Source organism: Rhodococcus sp. NPDC056506, assembly GCF_042794945.1.
Lineage (GTDB): Bacteria > Actinomycetota > Actinomycetes > Mycobacteriales > Mycobacteriaceae > Rhodococcus_F.
This window is the reverse complement of sequence record NZ_JBHTSW010000002.1, coordinates 253,818-272,264: the sequence shown is the minus strand read 5'-3', so window position 1 is coordinate 272,264 and position 18,447 is coordinate 253,818. Positions and strand designations below refer to the sequence as shown.

Sequence of the window (18,447 nt, the reverse complement as noted above, 5' to 3'; positions counted from 1 at the left end):
CATGTGCCCGGTAGCGTGGATACCCGCTGACCGTGCACTTCGAACGACGAGGATTCCGATGACTACCACCAAGATCGAAACCCGGCATGGCGTCATGGCCGTCGACGACAGTGCCACCGACGGTTACCCGGTTGTCTTCATCCACGGAAACTCGGCCAGTCGCTCCATCTTCCGCAACCAGGTCGACGCCGACTGGGCCGCCGGCTACCGCATGATCACGCTGGACCTACTCGGTCACGGTGATTCCGAGGACGCGAGCGACCCCGAAGCCGCGTACACGCAGAACGGCTACGCCGACGCCATCGTCGATGTTCTGACCGAACTCGCCGTCGAACGGGCTGTGGTTGTCGGTTGGTCGCTGGGCGGACACATCGCCCTCGAGTTGATCGCGAAGTTCCCCGGGCTCGCTGGAATCGTCATCACCGGTACGCCGCCGGCCAATCCCGAGACGCTCGGCGACGCCTTCAATGCCGGCGACGGATTGTCCATCGGCGGCACCGAGGTCATCACCGAACGGGAAGCCGAACTCTACGCTCGGATGACCGCAGTTCCCTTCGAACAGGCGGCCCTCGACGCCGCGATACGCACGGACGGTCGCGCTCGCAAGATCATGTTCGACGCGTTCGGAGCTGGCCGCGAATCGGATCAGAAGGCTCTGGTTGCAACGGCGTCTGTGCCACTTGCGGTGATCGACGGCGCCAGGGACCCGTTCGTGAACACGTCGTATGTCGCGTCGTTGACCTTCGCGAATCTCTGGGAGGGCACGTATCACGTGATTCCCGGTGTTGGTCATGCAGCGTTCTGGGAAGCCCCTGAGGTGTACAACCCACTGTTGCAACGATTCCTCGGCAGTTTCGCCCAGTAACCTGCTGGACGCGGCGTCCTATGAGATAGAAGCCACTCGACAATCCGGCCATGTCCGGATTGTTTATCGCCGCCCTACAGTTCGGAAAACGACTGGAGGCACTGCGATGACCATTCTCGAGCACGGCACGGAAACGTGCATCGGTGGACCGACCCTTCCCCAGATACGACGCCTCGTCACCGAAGTGCCTGGCCCCAACTCGCGCGCTTTGGCCGAGCGCCGGAGCGCCGCACTGCCGGCCGGACTGACCAGCGGATCCAGCATTTACGTTGCTGCAGCGGGCGGAGGAGTTGTCGTCGACGTCGACGACAACTCGTTCATCGACTTCGGCAGCGGCATCGCCGTGACCACCGTCGGAAACAGCGCGCCGCGCGTGGTCGAACGCACCACGCGCCAGCTCGGTCAGTTCACCCATACGTGTTTCCTCGCAAACCCCTACGAGGGGTATGTCGAGGTCTGCGAAGCGCTCAACCGCCTGACCCCAGGAGATCACGAGAAGCGAACAGCGCTGTTCAACACCGGCAGCGAGGCGCTCGAGAACGCCGTGAAATACGCACGTGCCGCCACCGGTCGCCCGGCAGTTGTCGTCTTCGACCATGCATTCCACGGTCGCACGTTGATGACGATGACGATGACAGCCAAGAACCAGCCGTACAAGGCCACATTCGGCCCGTTCGCGCCAGAGGTCTACCGGGTTCCGATGGCCTACCCCTACCGTTGGCCGAGCGGCCCCGAAAATGCGGCCGACGAAGCATTCGCCCAGTTCCGTCTTGCGATCGACACTCAGATCGGTGCCGAATCGGTAGCCGCTGTGGTCGTGGAACCGATTCAGGGTGAGGGCGGTTTCATCGTTCCCGCTCCGGGATTCCTGAAGCGCATCTCGGAATTCTGCCGTGAGCGCGGCATTCTCGTCGTCGCGGACGAGGTCCAGACCGGTATCGCACGAACCGGAGACTGGTTCGCCAGCGAGAGTGAGGACTTCGTCCCCGACATCATCACAACCGCAAAAGGTCTCGCCGGCGGAATGCCACTCGCCGCCGTGACCGGCCGAGCCGACGTCATGGACGCCGCGCATCCCGGTGGTATCGGCGGTACCTACAGCGGCAATCCTGTTGCCTGCGAGGCCGCCCTGGCAGTTTTCGAGACGATCGAGACGGAAGGGCTCCTCGACCGCGCCAAGAACATCGGTGACATTCTGACCACAGGGCTGTCCGAAATCGCCTCGGACACAAACATAATCGGCGATATTCGTGGACGCGGCGCCATGGTTGCAATTGAACTCGTCCACGACGAGGACAAGACTCCGAATCGCGAGGCCGTCGTCCAGATCGTCAGCTACGCCCACACGCACGGTCTCCTTCTCCTCACCGCCGGCACCTACGGAAACGTCGTCCGATTCCTCCCGCCGCTGAGCATCTCCGACGAGTTGCTGACCGAAGGACTCGGTATCCTTCGCGACGCTGTGGCCGCAGTCCGATGAGCGTCACCGTGCGCAGCTTGATCGGCGGAGCTTGGGTCACGGGCAGCGAAGGCACACTGACGGACACCAACCCGGCGCGTCCCGACGAGGTTGTCGCCACCGGCGGCCGCGCTGGTGCCTCCGAAATGGCGACCGGCGTTCGCGTCGCCCGCATCGCCGCGAACGACTGGGCTCGCCTGCCGATGTCCGCACGCGGCGCATACCTCACTCGCGCAGCGGAAATCATCGAATCCAACGCCGAGGACTGGGGCGAAGAACTCACCCGCGAAGAAGGGAAAACGCTGGCCGAGGGTATCGGAGAAGTGCGCCGGGCAGCGCAGATTCTGCGTTACTACGGCAACGCCGCCGACCGCGAGAGCGGAACGGTGTACTCCTCCCCACGTAGCAGCGAGCAGATTCTCGTCACTCGCAAACCTCTCGGCGTGGTGGGCGTCGTCACGCCGTTCAACTTCCCGATCGCGATCCCGGCATGGAAGATTGCGCCTGCCTTGGCGTACGGAAACACCGTCGTCTGGAAACCCGCTGCCGCGGTGCCCCTTCTGGCCTTCCGTCTCGCGCAGGCAATGACCGAAGCCGGCCTACCCGACGGAGTCCTGAACATGATCCTCGGCGACAGCGCAGCCGGTGAAGCGCTGGTCGATCACCCGGACCTCGACGCCGTCACCTTCACCGGTTCCACCGGCGTCGGCCGAAAGATCGCTGGATCTGCTGCGGCGCGCGGAGTTCCGGTACAGGCGGAAATGGGTGGAAAGAACGCAGCAGTCGTACTTGCCGACGCAGATCTGGAGCTTGCGGTCGAGCAGGTCATGCTGGGCGCATTCCGGTCAACCGGCCAGAAATGCACGGCCACTTCACGTCTGGTGCTCCATGAATCCATCGCCGAGGAATTCCTGGCGAGGCTGACCGTCGAAGTCAAGGAACTGAGAGTCGGAGATCCACTCGATCCCGACGTCACGACAGGTCCCGTGATCAGCGCATACGCGCAGCAGTCGATCAGCGAGGGGATCAATCGAGCCATCGGCGGCGGCGCCAGAGTTGTGGCCACCGCCGAAGCGCCGCAGTCGGGCTACTACGTCCAGCCGACTGTGCTGGAACTACCGGCGAGCACCGAACTGTGGTTCGAGGAACTCTTCGGCCCGGTTCTGGCGGTGCAGCAGGCAGCAACAACTGCGGACGCATTCCGCCTGGCGAACGAGGGCGAATTCGGTTTGTCCGCAGCGTTGTTCACGCAAGACCTGACCACTGCGCTTGCCGGTATCGACGACCTGGACGTGGGGATCCTGCACGTCAATTCGGAATCGGCGGGCGCTGATCCCCACGTGCCCTTCGGCGGCGCGAAGAGGAGTGGATACGGGCCCAAGGAACAAGGCGACGCAGCGCGAGAGTTCTTCACTCACACCACCACCGTCTATCTCAGGGGCGGCCGAGCGTGATCTGAATTCGATTCCGCCTGCAGCAGTTCACGAGCTTTGAGTGCAATCCACAACTCAGACCGCGTGTGGGCGGAATCGAGATCTCGGCCGATCAACTCGGCAACCTTGTCCATGCGGTTACGCAGTGTGTGCCGGTGAACACCCAATTGCGCTGCAGCGGATTCCCATTGACCATTGTGGTGCAGGAACGCTTCGATCGAGTCCACCAGACGGGAACCGTTCTCGGCGTCGTAGCCTTCCAGCACACCGAGACCTCCGGCCGCGATCGACTGCAGAACTTCGCTCGACTGCACACTCAACAAGAGACTGAAAGTCCCGAGTTCTGAGAACGGAACGAGCGTGTGTCCTTCGACCTGCCCCACTTTGGCAGCAGAGACGGCCTCGCGCAGACTGGCCGCAACACCGCTCATCGGCCGGACGCCACCGATTCCACCGTTGATACTCCGGCGTGAATTCTCCCGTACTCTCGCATACACACTGCGTGTGACCTTCTCCGCAACTTCACTTTTCACGACGAACCACACACCGGTTCCGTCATTCAGCGGGGCCAACAGGTACGGCACCGACTCTTCTTCCAGGGCCGCTGAAGTGATGTCGGTGGCCGCAAGCAAAGGTCCGACATCGGTCAAGGCAGTTGCCACCACCGTGGTTTCGGATTCGAATCCGAAGTACCGCAACAGACTTTCGTCGACGTCACCGCCGGCCTGGCGCACCATCGTCGTAACTGCCAACCTCAGCCGCTGTTCGGCATCGACAACCCGCAACGGCTTGGCAAGCTCGATGGTCAACAGCGACACCGTGTGGCCCACCAACAATCGCTCGGACTGATCCAAGGCGGCCTCGGACGCCACGGCCAGCGTGCCGCTCACAGCAAGGCGGTGAATGGCCAGGTGGCCGTCGTCGTCCACCACGATCCGGCTGCGCTCCTTACCTGATCGCTCCCTGATACGTTCGGGCAGAGACGAACTCGCACCTTCCGTCAGAGCCAGCACCGCGCCGTCCCGATCGAGAACACACACTGCTGCATGTACCGCTCGACCCAGGGCAGTGATCAGAGCCGGCACCCCGTCGAGCAGGGCACGCGCCAACTTCTCCTGCGCGTCGACCACCGCCTGCACCGTTCGTATCTGGTCGGCGGTCAGTTCGTCGATCACCGCCCGCGAGATGGCGATGAACGGCGTCTCCTTGGCGACGGAAAGCACGGCAAAACCCAGTTCGTCGCCGGCCCTGATGATCGCGTCCGGCACCCTCTCGTGCACGGTGCCGGTGTCGAACGCCAGTGCCACCGCACCGGTCTGCGCAATGCGCTCGACGTACTCGTATTGCTTTGTCGCCGAACGCGGAAGGTGCAGCCCCGTCGTCATGACAAGCTCTCCACCAGCGAGCCACTGGGTCGGATCCTGCAATTCGATTGCGTGCGCCCAACTGATCGATAGATCTACGTCGTCGTGACCTGCAACGATCGTGAGGCCGAGCGAGGGGGTGGCTGCCAGCCGCCGGACCGTCATCGGCATTACCGCAACCTCCGAAGACAGTGGACCGAAAGGCAGTGGACAGAACTGACAGTTTCCAGTTCAGATTTGTACATCAAGTCCATGTTCTGGATCACACGATGAGCTTAGCGTCTCTCCGAAAGAACTGATCGCGTCATGCAATAGGAGCTGAGCCCAGATGCCCGACAGCAGCACCGAAACAGCCGAAGCCGCCACCGTTCATTCGACACTCAAAACAGGCTTGAAGAAGCGCCACCTGACCATGCTTTCCATGGGCGGCGTCATCGGCGCCGGTTTCTTCGTCGGGCTGAGCGGAATCATCAACCAGGCCGGCCCCGGCGCAGTCATCACGTGCGCGATCTGCGGCATCATCGTGTTCCTGGTGATGCGCATGCTCGGTGAAATGGCCGTGGCCAAGCCGTGTACGGGATCGTTCACCGAGTACGCACGCATGGCGTTGGGCGACTGGGCGGGTTTCACCACAGGCTGGCTCTACTGGTATTTCTGGGTGATCGTCGTCGGCATCGAATCCGTCGTCGGAGCAACCTTGCTCTCCCGGTGGATCCATGGTGTCCCGCTCTGGCTCATGTCAGCGGTACTCCTGTTGGTGATGACCGGGGTCAATCTTCTCTCCGTCAGCAACTTCGGCGAGGCTGAATACTGGTTTGCGGGTATCAAGGTCGCCGTCATCATCGGCTTCATCGTGCTCGGCAGTCTGTTCGTCTTCGGCATCTGGCCCGGCAGTGAAGTCGATTTCAGCAATCTGACCGGCCACGGAGGATTTCTGCCGAACGGCTTCACCCCCGTACTGGTGGGCGTTGTCGCCGTGATCTTCTCCATGACCGGAGCCGAGCTGGTCACGATCGCCGCAGCGGAATCCGCCGAACCGGCCGGAGCGATCAGGCGAGCCACGAATACCGTCGTCTTCCGCATTCTCGCCTTCTTCGTTGTCGCCACCTTCCTCCTCGTGACGATGCTGCCGTGGGATTCGTTCGTCGTCGGCGATTCTCCGTTCATCTCCGCACTCGATCTGCTCGGAATTCCCGGCGCCGCCGACATTCTCAATCTCGTGGTTCTGGTCGCGGTGCTGTCCTGCCTCAACTCCGGCCTGTACACGGCGTCACGGATGCTCTTCGCGCTATCCGTCTACAACGACGCGCCGGCCTGGATGACACGGACCAACAGCCGCGGCGTGCCGGTGAAGGGCGTACTCGCCTGCACCGTGGCCGGGTACTTCTGTATCGCGGCCGGCTACATCTGGCCGGACACGATTTTCTTGTTCCTCGTGAATTCGTCCGGCGCAATCTGCTTGTTCGTCTACATCCTGATCTGTGTATCCGAACTACGCCTCCGACGCCGATGGGAACGCGAAAGCCCCGAGATTCTGAAATTCCGCGTCTGGCTGTATCCCGGCCTGCCGATAGTGGTCACTGGTCTGATTCTCGTGATCCTGGTGGGAATGGGTCTCAACGAACCCACGCGCGCGGAATTCGTCCAAAGCCTGGTCGCTCTGGGAGTTATCCTCGTCGCTTACGTCGTGAGAAAGTCTCGTACGCGAAAAGTCGTATCGTTCGCGACCGACTCGAACAACGCACACAGCAGTTCGAAGAAGGCTTGAAACAAGCATCGAGTAAGCGCTCAACTCGATAATTAAACCACTTCCCCGAAAAAATCGGACCGGCGAAACCGCTCGAACACAAGATTTTTTCTTTGTCCAAATTCAAGGCAAAATGGACAGCATGCCGAGCCCTGTCATCGCCTCCGAAGGGCACAGTTCTTGGCAAACACTTCACGAATGGTTCAACGAACCACACGACTACGAGTGGATAAAACACCAGAGATCCGGCCGAGCAATCATTCCGATCTTCCGAACCTTGCTCGGAATGATGACGATCATCTTCGGGCTTTCCGCTTTCTACAAATTGATCGGACCGGATACACCGCCGACCACACCCGGCAAAGCACTGTCGGTTTTCATGATCTGCACATGTGTGGCGATCGCGGCGTGCTGGTTCACTCAACCGTTTCCAGGTCGCCGCGGCCTGCTCGCATTCGGGATATTCGCAGATCTCGGGATCGCGGCCGCGGTACTTCTGGTGCCGGAACGCTCGTCCGGGACGTTCGGTTGCATCGTCTTTGCGGTCACCGGAACCTTTGCGACGCTTTTTGTCAGCGCAAGATGGCTTGTCGCTCATGTCCTCTGGTCGACGACTGTCACGACTACAGTATTCGTTCTTGCATACCTACAAGGCGAAGTCGATATCACGACGCTTCTCGCCCGCGGCACCGTTCTTTTCGGAGCTGTCACACTTGTTCCAATTTTTGCACACCTGACCTGGCGCACTCTGTACCGCGATGCCCAATATTCGGATCGTGATCCGCTTACCGGACTGTTCAACCGTCGCGGCCTCGAGGGGGCGGCCAGCGATCTCTTCGAGAGGGCTCGCGACGATTCTTCTTGTCTCGCTTTCATCGTCGTCGATATCGACAAATTCAAGACGGTGAATGATCTTCACGGTCACGCCGAGGGAGACCATGTCATCAGAAGAACAGCGAACCGCCTGAGTACGCATCTCGGAGAACGCGGGGTCATTGCTCGGACCGGTGGGGAAGAGTATCTGGCCGTCATCGCCGGGGATCCCGAATCAACGACTCTGTCGATCGAGGGGATAAACGCCGCGCTGTCGGACTGCTCCGATGCGATCGCCACTACGGTAAGCGTCGGAGCGGTGATCATGACCGCCGAATCGAAGGCGTGGAGCGGCGGTGCTTCCGCGATCCTGGCCGCGACAAATGTCGCGGATTCGATGATGTACCAAGCGAAAGCGGCAGGCGGCAATACCATCCGCTCGGCTCAGATCTGATTCACAGCCACGTCAACGGGTGAACGCTCCGACCGGATTCGGTGTCGGTTGCCGCCAGATACACGTCGACGCGCTCGGCCGTCAGAGCCTTGCTGATGTGGTAGCCCTGGACCAGGTCGCAGCCGACCCACTGAACGCGGCGGAACTGCTCAATCGTCTCGACGCCCTCGGCCAACGACCGCATGCCGAGAGCCGCGGCCAATTCGACAATGGATTTCACCACGGACATCTTCGGATCGTCCGAATCCGTGACCAGCATGCGATCGATCTTGAGAACGTCGATCGGAAGTCTCTGAAGCGTGGCGAAAGACGAATAGCCGGTGCCGAAATCATCGAGTGCGACGGTGACACCGAGTTCACGCAGCTTGTAGAGATCCCGGATTGCCCGATCGTCCACAACACCTGTCTCGGTGATTTCGAGTTGCAGCAGATGCGGAGGCAAACCCGAATCCGTCAGAGCCTTCTTCACCATCGCGCCGAACTCTCGCGACACCAACTGCACTGGTGAAACGTTGACCGAGACGCCGATTCCGCTCGGCCACCCCGCAGCGGCCGCGGTCGCCATCGCCATTGCCTGTGCGCCGAGGGGGATGATCATTCCGGTTTCCTCCGCCACCGAGATGAACTGGCTGGGCCCAATGAGGCCGCGACTGGGATGGTTCCACCGAAGAAGAGCCTCGAACGCGACCACTTCACCGGTCTGAGTGTCGACCTGAGGTTGGTAGTGGAGATCGAACTGACCTTCCTCGATCCCCCTGTCCAGCTCGTGCAGCGCTGTTGCGCGTGCCGATGCCCGCGCTCGCAGTAACGGCGAGAACTTGCCGACTCGATTCCGTCCCGTCGACTTTGCTTCGTACAGAGCCAGATCCGCCAGCATCACCAGTCCGTCGGCGTCGGTGGAATCCTCGGGTGCGCTGGAGTAACCAATCGTGGCCCGCACCTCGATTCGATTGCCTTCTACGAAGAAGGGCTCATGGAGCACTGCCAGGTACCGATCGAAAATCTCACCGGGATCGTCGCCGGACGAGGTACAGACGATGAGCCCGAATTCGTCGCCGCCCATCCTCGAGCACATGTCCGAACCGATGACGTCGCGCAGGCGTTTGGTGACTTCGAGAAGTAAGTGGTCCCCGATCGGATGGCCGAGGGTGTCGTTCACCGATTTGAAGTTGTCGAGGTCGAGAATCCCGACGAGGACCTGCTTCTCCGGCACCCGAGATTTGATGGCCGCCTCGAGCGCCACACCAAAGGCACGACGGTTGGGCAACCCCGTCAGCGAGTCGGTGGCAGCAAGACGAAGAATCTCCTGCTCGTGGACATACCTCTCCGTGATGTCGGATCCGACACCGCGCCAGCCCAGAATCACCCCGGACTCGAGGACCCGGGGATTACCGGAAAGTGACCACCAGCGTCGTTTGCCGTCGACATGCACTGGAACGACGGTATCCCGGAACGAGGTACTCGATTCGAGTTTGTCGATCATTTCGGCCGCGGCCGCACGCCCCTCCGGACTCGATGCGATCTGGAGTCTGGTGAGGAGCTGCCCGAAGGTGAGTTGTTGCAACTCGTCCACCGTCATACCGGCGACCTCGGCGAGCCGGGCCGAGGTGTGGGAGAACCGGCCGTTGGTGTCACACTCCCAGAGCCAGTCGCGGGAACCGCCCTCGAAACCGTCGAGCAACAGTGCCACAGTTTGACGCTCGGATTCCGCCTGAAACTCTGCAAGACAACGTCGCTGGAACGAGGCCGAGAGATACACCGCACCCACCGTGAGCGCAAACATGTAGATGCACAACTGAATCGCAAGTACGCGAAAGTGGGGTTCGGCGTGGACGACGAGAACGGTGAATACGCCGAGGCCGTGAATGTAGATCCAAGTCAGGCTCACCGACCTCAGACTCGAAAACGTGACGGTTCCGGCGCCCATGATTCCGGCCATCGTCGCGATCAGCACCAAGTCACGGAAGACGTCCATGTCGTGGAAAAGCAAGGCGAAAAGTGTGACGTCGAGGCTCGCGATGACGATCACTTCGAGGAGCAGACCCGCGTAGTCGTAGCGCGGTGTGTGCTTCGACGGTCGCCAGCGAAGCGGTATCCATACTCGAATCGAATTCGCGAGGACAAGAAAGATGAGCGCGCCACCCAGCCATCTGAGCGTCTGACGTCCGGGCGGAACGGTGTACGCCAGAATCACGACCAAGCTCGCCATGTACGCAAGATTGGCGAACGGTGCGACGGCAGCAGCTTCGTCGATCTGACGGCGAAACAGGCTGTTACAGTCGGCCTCCGAAGCGGGATCCTGCCGACCAGGTCTACTCAGACGGTTCATCGACGGGGCATCCTGACATGTGCGCAGGCGCCAGCAGCGGGCGTCAAAACCGCTCGCCTGCCCATCCGAACCTCCCCTGGCTCCCCACCGAACCCTTTTCCGGCGAAACGTCAGTGTTTCAGACTCGCTGCTTGTTTCTCTACAACGGTAGCCATCTGACGAATCGATTGTGCGCAGATCACTATATCCAGAGGTCGGTCGTTCGATCTTCCAGGTCGGTAAACGATTGCTGATTCTTAGCTCGACGCGCGTTTGCCGCCGACCGCGACGCGTAAGGCTTGGCGCCTTCGTTCACATCCACGATCGCGTCCGCCGCGGATTCGGCGACACCGGCATCACCGAGAGCTGATCGGAGTTGCATTGTCGTCAAGAAGGGCAAACCCGAGGCCAGGTCAGTGCTCACTTGCTGCTGCACCGAGGTCGGAACCGATGGGTTGTCTTCGATGCCGGCAATCGCAGATGTCGTGAGGTTGTCGTACCTGGCGCTCAGGTCTCCGAAGCAGACCGGTCAGTGCTGTTCGAGAGTGAGCTGATCTGCCCAGGCCGATACGTCCCCTCGTTCCAGAGCCACCGCCAACAGCTCCGGAAATTTGTCCGGCGTGCACGCAAACGCGGGAATGCCGAGAGCACCCAGCGCCGCCGCATTGTCGTGATCGAACGACGGTGCCCCGTCGTCCGAGAGCGCCAGTAGAACCACGACTTGAACGCCGGAGGTCTTCATGGCGGCCATGCGTCGCAACATCTCGTTGCGGATACCGCCCTCGTAGAGGTCGGAGATGAGAACGAAAATCGACTCGGCGGGACGCGAAATCAACGACTGGCTGTAGGCGATCGCGCGGTTGATGTCCGTGCCCCCACCGAGTTGCGTCCCGAACAAGACGTCGACCGGATCGGACAGTTTCTCTGTCAGATCAACGACGGCGGTGTCGAAAACGACGAGCGAAGTCTTCAGCGCCTGCATCGATGCCAACACCGCGCCGAACACTGATGCGTAGACGACACTGGACGCCATCGAACCCGATTGATCGATCGCGAGCACCACGTCGCGCTGAACTGATTTCGACTTTCGGCCGTATCCGACGAGCCGCTCCGGAACGACGGTTCGATACTCAGGCAGATAGTGCGACAGATTTGCTCGGATGGTTCGATCCCAGTCGATGTCACGCAACTTCGGATTCGAAGTTCTGGCCGCGCGATTGAGTGCGCCGGTCACCGCGGCCTTCGTTTTCTGCGCGATTCGCTCCTCGACTTCGCGAACCACCTTGCCGACGACCATCCGAGCAGTTGCCTTGCTGGCCTCCGGCATGACCTGATTGAGGCTCAGAAGCGTCCCGACCAGATGCACATCCGGTTCGACCGCGTCGAGCAGTTCCGGTTCGAGCAGCAGTTGCGCCAAACCCAGCCGATCTATCGCGTCCTTCTGCATCACCTGCACCACCGTGCTGGGAAAGTACGTCCGGATGTCACCGAGCCATCTGGCGACGGACGGCGCCGACGCCCCCAATCCGGCTGAGCGACGTCGGCCCTTGCTGGGGCCGGACGAGTCGTAGAGCGCTGCAAGAGCCGCATCCATTCGACGCTCGCCCGGTTGGCCCAGTCCACCCGTCGACTCTTCGGCGGATTCCCCGAGCATCAATCTCCAGCGTCGAAGGCGCTGATCATCGTCGCTCATGCGCCCACCCCCAAGATGTCCGCAACGACCGCCATTGCCGCTCTGCCGCGTCGAGCATCGGTCTCCACTGTCGTTTCGACGCGTCGACCACCCCTGACCGCCTGACCGATCGCCCGACGTTCCCCGGCTTCGAAGGATCCGAACGTGCGTCGAAGCAACGGAAGCGTGTCGATGAAATCCTGCTCACGAAGGTGACGGACCCACGTGTCGATCAGCGTGAGCAACGCTCGATCGTGAATGAGCACAAGCCCTCCTCCGCCGAGAAACCCGTCGACCCACCCTGCCTTGGCGGTGGGCGCGCTTCCCACAGACAGGGCCCGAGACAAGCGCTGAGCTGCAGCGGTTTCCGTGACGGAACCGCTGTCGCGAAGGAGCCGCACCATCCGGCCGACGAGAAGTCCGTTGACGTCGTCACGATCGATCACTCCGGCCATCGCCTGCAACCACCGGGCGCTCGCATCGCTATCGTCACGGACCATGACTGCCGAGTGCACCTTGTCGAGGTGATCGCGAAACTCCTCGGCGCTGGGATCGTCCAACCCGGTGACGGCGACTGCGAGGCCGGTACAGATGCGGATCAGCAAGCTGTCGGCGACGTCGATCAACGCCGACACGTCGGTACCGCGCACGTCGCCGTATCTCAGTGTTCGGGTCAGTGTGGGTAGAGCGGCCATCAGATGTGACACGTCATGATCAAGCGCTGCAACCGTTTTCACGCTTTGCAGCACTGCGGACAGTGCTGTGGGAAGGTTTGCCAGCAGCGAGTTCTCCAGCAGTTCGACGAGTGAAGCAAGAGTGATTTCCGGTTCGTGAATCTTCGAGACGACCCGCGACGCTGCCGCTTGGGCCACCGTCGTACCCCACAGCGACGCCTCGATCACCGACACCGAGAATTCCGGTTTCCATTGCAGTGCCCAGGTTTCTCGGAAAGTTCCGGTGGACCGGACCTCACTGTCGGCCGGAGTCCCCCAATCGATCTCGAGAATTCCCAGGCGGTGCAGGAACTGGGAACGCTCGACGTCGATGTCGCGTCGCAGGTCCAGATCCAGATTCTTTGCCCCTGCTTGTTGTTTGAGCCGCAACGTCTTCGAACGTGCGCGCAGGTCTGCTTCGAGTGGGACTGTCGGCGTCTCCTCGGGTACCACGCCCAGTGCTTCGCCCACAACGAGTCTTCGTGTGATCAGATCCAGGAGAACATCGTTGCCGTCGCACATCACCGACCTCGTGGCCTCGGTAACTTCCGACAACCCCGCCAAGGGGCGAGAACGCAGTGCCGCCAACGTGTCTGCCAGCCGGACAGCCTCGATGACGTGGGCACTCGAGATCGGGAGGTCCTCGTCTCTGAGCACCCGGGCAACTTTGGTGAGCCACCGGGTGATCGTCTTGTCGTTCGCGGTGAACAGATGGTGATACCAACCCGGCGAAGTGATTCCGGCGCCGTAACCAGATGCCGACGCAAGGCGTGAATGTGTCCAGGGAACCCAAGTCAGCGAGGTCTTGATCTTGGACATTCCTTTGAGAATGCGAGCATCGGGGGCCGCAGGACCCAAGGCACCGACCAACGCCGGCGCATGCCAGGCGCCGCAGACGACGGCAACCCTCTCGGCTCCTTCTTTCAACGTCTTTCGCACCACCTGGCGCATGTACGCTTCGCGATGCGCGGTCTCCTCGTCGATCGGCACTGTCTCACGCAGTGCCTCCATCGCCTCGGTGATCGCATCGAAAGAGTCTGCGCCCGAACTCGATTCGATCACCGAATCCCACCAGCGTTCAGTATCGTCGAAACCAGCGGCCGCGGCCAGTTCCGCCAGAGGATCACCCTCGCGTGTAGTACGAATCCCCTGATCCGCCAACACGTTGAACGCGGGCAGGTCGCAGAACCGTGCCTGCACACCGTTCTTCGCAGCCCACTGCAGCGCTTGCCATTCGGGTGAGAACACCGCAAATGGCCAGAAAGCCGCCTTCGACGGTTCACCAGTGGCATACGCGAGCAACGCAATCGGCGGTTCCATCGACTCCGATGCCGCCAGCATCACCAACGGATCTGCATCCGAAGGCCCTTCGATCAGGACGACGTCGGGTGAAAACTCTTCCAGGCCTTGCCGAACCGAACGGGCCGATCCGGGGCCGTGGTGACGGATACCGAAGACCCGGACACGCAGATCCGGAATGGCGATGGTCACCCGGTTACCTCGCGGCATGCCCGGTAGAAGTCGGACCACTCTCCGCGCTCACGCACTACGGCCTCGAGGTACTCGTTCCACACCACCTTGTCTGCGACTGGATCCTTGATCACCGAACCCAGGATTCCGGCAGCGACGTCGGACGCCCGCAATACGCCGTCCCCGAAATGCGCGGACAGCGCCAAACCATTGGTGACCACCGAGATAGCCTCCGCCGTCGAGAGGGTTCCCGACGGGGACTTCAGCTTGGTTCGGCCGTCGGCGGTCGTTCCCGATCGTAGCTCCCGGAACACTGTGACGACCCGGCGAATTTCCTCGGCCGCTGCGGGGGTCGTCGGCAATTCCAATGCTGCGCCCAGCTGTTCGACTCGTCGCGCCACGATAGCCACTTCGTCCTCCTCGCTGGCCGGCAACGGCAGGACAACGGTATTGAACCGTCGACGCAATGCCGACGACAGATCGTTGACACCGCGATCACGATCGTTGGCGGTTGCGATCAGATTGAAGCCCTTGGCTGCCTGCACCTCGATGCCCAGTTCCGGCACCGGCAACGTCTTCTCGGAGAGAATGGTGATGAGCGCGTCCTGCACGTCGGCGGGAATACGCGTCAACTCTTCGACGCGAGCGATCTTCCCGGTTTCCATCGCGGTCATCACCGGAGAATGCACCAACGCACCTACCGTCGGTCCTTCCGCTAGGAGGCGGGCGTAATTCCAGCCGTAGCGAATAGCTTCCTCGGGAGTACCGGACGTACCTTGAACCAGGAGCGTCGACGCGCCCGAGATTGCCGCCGAAAGATGTTCGGAGACCCAGGTCTTGGCTGTTCCCGGCACACCCAACAGCAGTAAAGCCCGATCGGTGGCAAGAGTTGCGACGGCCACTTCCATCAACCGCCGCGGACCGACGTACTTCGGCGAAACGACTGTTCCGTCATCGAGAGTGCCACCCAACAGATACGTCACCACAGCCCACGGCGACAAGTTCCACGACGGCGGACGCGGGCGGGTGTCCTGCGCGGCAAGCGCCTCGAGTTCGAGCGCGTACTCCTGCTCTGCGTGGGGCCGCATCAGCTTTGCCGGTTCCGCGAGCTTTGCTGGATCCGTGGCAGGCACGGTTACGCTGTCAGTCACTTGAGCTCCTCGAGCAGAGTCTTGCGGTGGGTGATGGCACTGGCCGTTCTGGCGAAGGTTTGCCGCCAGTCCGGGTCACGAGCACGCTCCGCCGCCCGGTCCAGCAAAGTTACTGCACTGTAGGGAAATCGAGTCTCGGCCAGGCGCAGCGAGGTCACGTACTTGTAGCGTGAGAATTCGCCGGCCTTGGCGCCCCCATCGGCGCGTCTGGCCGCAACTCGTTCCCACTGGGCCACGACTGCCCGGGTGATGTCCTCGGGCCATGGACCGTGCAGAGCGTCGTAGATCGCTGCCCGGCCTGGATGCAGAACATTGGCGTCGCCGTTTCCGGACCTCAACAGATCCGCCAGCGCTTCAGAGGGCACCAACGGGAGAAGTCGACGATCGGTGGCTACGCCTCGTGTGCGAAAGAGTTCCAAAGCCCATTCCACATTGTTCTGCGCCACTGCAGCATTGGACCAAGCGTCGTGAAGGATCGGCTCCCAACCTTCGTCGACGCTCATCCCCAAAACCTTGTCGGGTCCACCGATCATGGTGTTCCACAAGAACAAAGGCGCAGAACTGATCGCTTGACGGACGTACTCGGCGCGATAGTCGGTGTGTGGGTTCGGCCGGTCTTCGATACCGTCTCGTCTGGCCGCTGCATCGACTTCCTCAGGCGGCACGATGACAAGCGTGGACCGAAGGAGTTTCCGTTCCACCCGCACCCAATTCTGAACCCGAGCAACCATTCTCTCCCCGAACTCCGATGCGGGTAGTCGTCCGAGCACCTCCACTGCTGCACGTCGCACGTCCTTGCGACGCTCGTCGAGGGCTTCCTCCAACAATGGTTGATCATCCGCGCTCAATCCGTTTGCCAGCGCCGAGACGAACGCAGCCTTCTGTTCTCCACGCTCGGCGCCCCAGGACTTTCGGAGTTCGGCCAGCGCCATCGCAGGATCTGTTCGGCGAGTGTCTATCAACCACTGCGTGCGCTGGGACGAACTTCCGTGACGCCACACGTCCGGGTTTGCATCTCTGGTTCGGACGAGCTTGCTCCACTCGGGGTTTTGCGCGGCGAGCCAGCGACCTCGCTCGCCGACCAGCTGCAGAATACTCTCGCGGTGAGTTTCGCTCGTCCGAGCGTAGGAAAGCAGTTCGGCAACAAGATGATCAGGCGCACGGTAGTTGTGCGCCAACGCGACGGTGAACCATTCGTCGAGCCAGGTCGCCTTGGCAGCGAGCATCGACAGCAGATGTGCGGCCGACGATTCCGGCAGGGTAAATCGCGCATCGTCTGGAGCAGGCGTCGGCACCGTCGCCGTGGTGGAGCCCGCACCGCCACGGCGGTACGCCCGCTCCAGCGCGACTGCTGCGAGAAGCAATTCGGCAGGATCTCCGTCGAGTTCGCGCGCGTAGGCATGCACGTCGGCCGGAAGGTCCTCGAATGTTGTTGCTGTTCTGGCCGTCCCGAGAAGCGCAGCCGAGATCAATGTGCTCACAGCACGATCACCTGTCCTCCCGTGAAAACCGAGATCGGGGTAAGAGCCTGCGCATTCCACGTTCCACAGATCGTGACCGGGTAGCCACCGGAAATGCCCAGCAATTTCCACAGTAGGTCCGAATCGCCCTCTGCCCGAATCGCTGTGCCCGATTCGTCGACGAGAAACCAGGCGCCATCGACGAATGAGGGGACCACCGAACTGATCACTGCCGGCCACGACCGCAACCATGGATCTGCCGCGAGCGCATCGGTAAACTGCTGCAACGCAGCGTCGATGCTTCCGGACGGCATGGTTGTGAAGGGCTCCGGTTCGCCATGCGTTGCTCCCAACCGGGCGCGCAAAGCCGACGCACCGGGATAGAAATAGACATCGGCGTCCACCAGAAACCCGACTGGCGGCGTTTCGGTGGAAAAGTTCGGTGACCCATGGGAGAAGTCGAGCAGCATGGCCCAACGTCTCGAATTCCTGCCGAGCATCAACACCGTTCGGGTGAACAGTCGCTTCTCCTCCGTGATCCCGGAACCGAGAACCATCCAGTTCTCTTGCACCGGAGTCGATTCCAACACACTGTCGGTGGAGACGGGATAGCCGACGTGCGCTTTCACTGAATGGGCAAGATCTTCCGGCAGCTCGGGCAGCTTCTGATGCGCAGCGACCAGCAGGCGCAACCGAGCCAACTCGTCGAGGACTTTCTCGGGCCAGTTTTCGTTAGACGCAACGGTTCCCGCCAATGCTCGAAGCGTGCCTGCAATACCGGGTGCCTGAGCATCCACCATTCGAGCGGCGACTGCGTCGAGGCCCGCCCAGGACGTGTCCATCGCCGCCAGACCACTCCGGATCTGATCGGTGATCCACAGGTCCAATTCGACGAGACCGCTCGCAACCCGGTCGGCGCGCTTCTGCGCTGTTGCCGGGTCGGGAGTCTTCTTGGGCGCCTCGTCGCCGGTGGTCTCGGCGCTGGCATCGGCCTTCTCCTCACGGCGCAACAACCACTCGGCGGCGAAGTCGGCTGGCTGGTCCGCCGAAGGCACTCGCCCTTCCGACCATTCCACCAGCAGCCCCAGGGCATGTTTGCACGGAAACTTCCGACTGGGGCACGAGCACTTGTATGCCGGGCCACGCAGGTCAACCACAGCTTGATACGGCTTCGAGCCGCTTCCCTGGCACAGTCCCCAGAGCGCGAGACCCTTGTTACCGGTGTGGCTCCATGATCCAACCAACTTGCGCGCAGCAGCCAGCGATGCGGCGTCGGGAGCTACCGATGCCACCTGCCCAGCTGTCCACGACGAAGTCACTCGACCACAGTATGACAACCTGCTGACATCGCAGAGTCAGGCCGATCCCATGCGCGACACGGCCCACTTACATCAACCTCTTGGCCCCGATGTGCTCTCACTTGCCAAGCATGGCAATCCACCTCAGTTAGCCGGCACGGGAAGAATATGCCAGTCGCGCAACACCTCAAATAGGCAGTCCCTCTGTAATTCTCGGAATGCGACCCGAGAAACACTCCT

At 61.6% G+C, this 18,447-nt stretch carries 13 protein-coding genes; 5 read left to right on the top strand and 8 right to left on the bottom strand.

Features of this window, described 5'->3' with window-relative positions; genetic code table 11:
* The first annotated feature begins 58 nt into the window (after positions 1–58).
* From ACFQ6H_RS03445 to ACFQ6H_RS03435, 3 genes are all read left to right on the top strand, one after another.
* On the top strand, positions 59–865 hold the full coding sequence (locus tag ACFQ6H_RS03445) for an alpha/beta fold hydrolase (RefSeq protein ID WP_378643902.1): 807 nt from the start codon (positions 59–61) through the stop codon (positions 863–865).
* A gap of 106 nt (positions 866–971) precedes the next feature.
* Positions 972–2,345, top strand: a complete 1,374-nt coding sequence (gene gabT, locus ACFQ6H_RS03440; protein WP_378643899.1) for a 4-aminobutyrate--2-oxoglutarate transaminase — start codon at positions 972–974, stop codon at positions 2,343–2,345.
* Positions 2,342–3,778, top strand: a complete 1,437-nt coding sequence (locus ACFQ6H_RS03435; RefSeq protein ID WP_378643896.1) for an aldehyde dehydrogenase family protein — start codon at positions 2,342–2,344, stop codon at positions 3,776–3,778. Before gabT ends, ACFQ6H_RS03435 begins: the two co-directional genes overlap by 4 nt.
* Here ACFQ6H_RS03435 and ACFQ6H_RS03430 read toward each other — a convergent pair.
* Complete coding sequence (locus ACFQ6H_RS03430) at positions 3,754–5,292, bottom strand: PucR family transcriptional regulator (RefSeq protein WP_378643894.1); 1,539 nt, start codon at positions 5,290–5,292, stop codon at positions 3,754–3,756. The two genes, ACFQ6H_RS03435 and ACFQ6H_RS03430, sit on opposite strands and share 25 nt — an antisense overlap.
* 157 nt (positions 5,293–5,449) lie before the next feature.
* On the opposite strand from ACFQ6H_RS03430, the gene ACFQ6H_RS03425 reads away from it, so the two are divergent.
* Together ACFQ6H_RS03425 and ACFQ6H_RS03420 are read left to right on the top strand one after the other, a co-directional pair.
* A complete protein-coding gene (locus ACFQ6H_RS03425) occupies positions 5,450–6,889 on the top strand; it encodes an amino acid permease (protein WP_378628056.1) in 1,440 nt (479 codons plus the stop codon).
* A 121-nt stretch (positions 6,890–7,010) separates the two neighbouring features.
* Positions 7,011–8,135: a GGDEF domain-containing protein gene (locus ACFQ6H_RS03420; protein WP_378628053.1), complete on the top strand. Its 1,125-nt coding sequence runs from the start codon at positions 7,011–7,013 to the stop codon at positions 8,133–8,135.
* Position 8,136: 1 nt separating this feature from the next.
* On the opposite strand, the gene ACFQ6H_RS03415 is transcribed toward ACFQ6H_RS03420, so the two are convergent.
* The 7 genes from ACFQ6H_RS03415 to ACFQ6H_RS03385 all read right to left on the bottom strand — a co-directional run bounded on the left by ACFQ6H_RS03415 (position 8,137) and on the right by ACFQ6H_RS03385 (position 18,228).
* Positions 8,137–10,464, bottom strand: a complete 2,328-nt coding sequence (locus ACFQ6H_RS03415) for a putative bifunctional diguanylate cyclase/phosphodiesterase (protein WP_378541862.1) — start codon at positions 10,462–10,464, stop codon at positions 8,137–8,139.
* 181 nt (positions 10,465–10,645) lie between these two features.
* Positions 10,646–10,867 (bottom strand): hypothetical protein, encoded by a 222-nt coding sequence (locus tag ACFQ6H_RS03410; protein WP_378643891.1) that lies wholly within the window; start codon positions 10,865–10,867, stop codon positions 10,646–10,648.
* A gap of 105 nt (positions 10,868–10,972) precedes the next feature.
* Positions 10,973–12,136 (bottom strand): VWA domain-containing protein, encoded by a 1,164-nt coding sequence (locus ACFQ6H_RS03405; protein ID WP_378643889.1) that lies wholly within the window; start codon positions 12,134–12,136, stop codon positions 10,973–10,975.
* On the bottom strand, positions 12,133–14,337 hold the full coding sequence (locus tag ACFQ6H_RS03400) for a DUF5682 family protein (protein ID WP_378643886.1): 2,205 nt from the start codon (positions 14,335–14,337) through the stop codon (positions 12,133–12,135). Before ACFQ6H_RS03400 ends, ACFQ6H_RS03405 begins: the two co-directional genes overlap by 4 nt.
* Complete coding sequence (locus ACFQ6H_RS03395) at positions 14,316–15,386, bottom strand: AAA family ATPase (protein WP_378644025.1); 1,071 nt, start codon at positions 15,384–15,386, stop codon at positions 14,316–14,318. Before ACFQ6H_RS03395 ends, ACFQ6H_RS03400 begins: the two co-directional genes overlap by 22 nt.
* Before the next feature lie 59 nt (positions 15,387–15,445).
* Positions 15,446–16,930 carry a DUF5691 domain-containing protein gene (locus ACFQ6H_RS03390; protein WP_378643883.1) on the bottom strand — a complete coding sequence of 495 codons (1,485 nt, stop codon included), beginning with the start codon at positions 16,928–16,930 and terminating at the stop codon, positions 15,446–15,448.
* On the bottom strand, positions 16,927–18,228 hold the full coding sequence (locus ACFQ6H_RS03385; protein ID WP_378643880.1) for an SWIM zinc finger family protein: 1,302 nt from the start codon (positions 18,226–18,228) through the stop codon (positions 16,927–16,929). The genes ACFQ6H_RS03390 and ACFQ6H_RS03385 overlap by 4 nt, the downstream gene beginning before the upstream one ends.
* Between the last annotated feature and the right edge of the window lie 219 nt (positions 18,229–18,447).